This is a genomic window from uncultured Campylobacter sp., from assembly GCF_938031315.1.
In the GTDB taxonomy this organism is placed as follows: Bacteria; Campylobacterota; Campylobacteria; order Campylobacterales; family Campylobacteraceae; genus Campylobacter_B.
This window is the reverse complement of record NZ_CALHHT010000113.1, coordinates 1-1,496: the sequence shown is the minus strand read 5'-3', so window position 1 is coordinate 1,496 and position 1,496 is coordinate 1. Positions and strand designations below refer to the sequence as shown.

Here is a 1,496-nt window from a genome sequence, read left to right as displayed (position 1 = left end):
AGAAACGATCGACGATAGCCTCTGGGCGGAGGAGATCGCACTTTTGCGCAGTATGCAAGGACGCCGCAAAGCCTAATCGGGCGCCTTTTGCGCCACGTAGAATTTATCTCATTTCGCTTCGAAGTGGTGCCTAGAGATAAGAGCCTTATGCCGTGCAAATTTAACATCGTGGGATTTATCGCTTAAATTTTAACAAGCAAAAATAATGAGGAACTTCGCGCTAAAAATTCTGCGCCGTAAAAAGTCGCGAAATTCTACGACGAAAACACAGCACCAGAGCAAAAGAGCAGAATTTTTATAGAAAAACGCAGCGTCGCGGCAGAAATGAAAAATTTTACGCTGCGTAATTAAAATTTTCAAGCAAGATTTTTAAAGCGATGCGGCGGCAAATTTTAAAATTCTATCGCTACGGTATTTCAAAGCTCAGCGCCAGATTCGAAGCTCTAGGAATTTTAAATTTCTAAATTCCACATCAAAAAATTCGCGCGAAGCTTTATACGCGCGACTGCGTAAATTCCAATCTTGCAATTCTACTTTCGTCCGATCCGTGCAGAGGCGAAGCGCATAAGATTTCATAAATTCTAACTTAAAATTTTGCTGCGTGCCAATCTATGCTTTTTGGCACGTATTTTATTTATGACAAATTTGCGTCTTTTTTTCGCGCTTTGCTTGCTCTAAAATCTATGCAGGATAGTATAAATTTAGCTAAATTCTGCCGCATATCGCCCGATTAATTTAAAATTTTATCGTTGAGCTTAGTAGCCTACCGCCACGATTTAAATTTAAACGCGGCGGATTTTAAGCCGCAGCCGGCGCGTATCGTATCAGCCGCAACTCGGCGCGCTATTTTAGTAGCTCATACATATCGCAGGATTTTTGCCAAGTATCCTTCAATTCCGTCATATTGGGAAGGTCAAGATAAGAGCTATTTTTGCCTGAATCACAAGCTTTCTTGTAATACTGCGCAGCTTTACTTTTATCTTTTTCGACGTAATGGTTAAAAACCGCAAAATTGTAGCAATTCAGTAATTCGCCTGCTACGTCGCAACCTTTTTTATAATAAACCGCCGCTCTTATGAAATCTATTTTTATGCCGTCTCCTTTACGGTACATATCTGCCAATATACCGCATGATAGTCCATTTCCTCTGTCGCAAGCTTTGTCATAATAAATTACCGCTTTTGATATATCTTTTTCGACTCCGTCTCCGTCCTTATACATGGCCCCTAATAATGCGCAATCAAGAGCGTCTCCAGAGTCACATTTTTTTTCAAAATACTCGACGGCTTTTTTTGGATCTTCTTGCATCATTACGCCCGAGACTCCGAGACAACCGAGCTTATTTCCGCCGTTACAAGCTTTTTCAAATAGTTTTAGCTTTTTTGCGTTATCCTTACATTGCAATCCTGCCTCGGCGCAAGACTCCATATTGCCGTCATTGCACTCATTTTCGAACTTTTCATACTCGGACGTGCCGAACGCAAAGCAAGCGGCGA

1 protein-coding gene is annotated in these 1,496 nt (G+C 41.4%); it reads right to left on the bottom strand.

The window, feature by feature from the left end:
• Positions 1–843 precede the first annotated feature (843 nt).
• On the bottom strand, positions 844–1,496 hold a 653-nt coding region (locus Q0236_RS03220; protein ID WP_297915088.1), incomplete at its 5' end, for a tetratricopeptide repeat protein.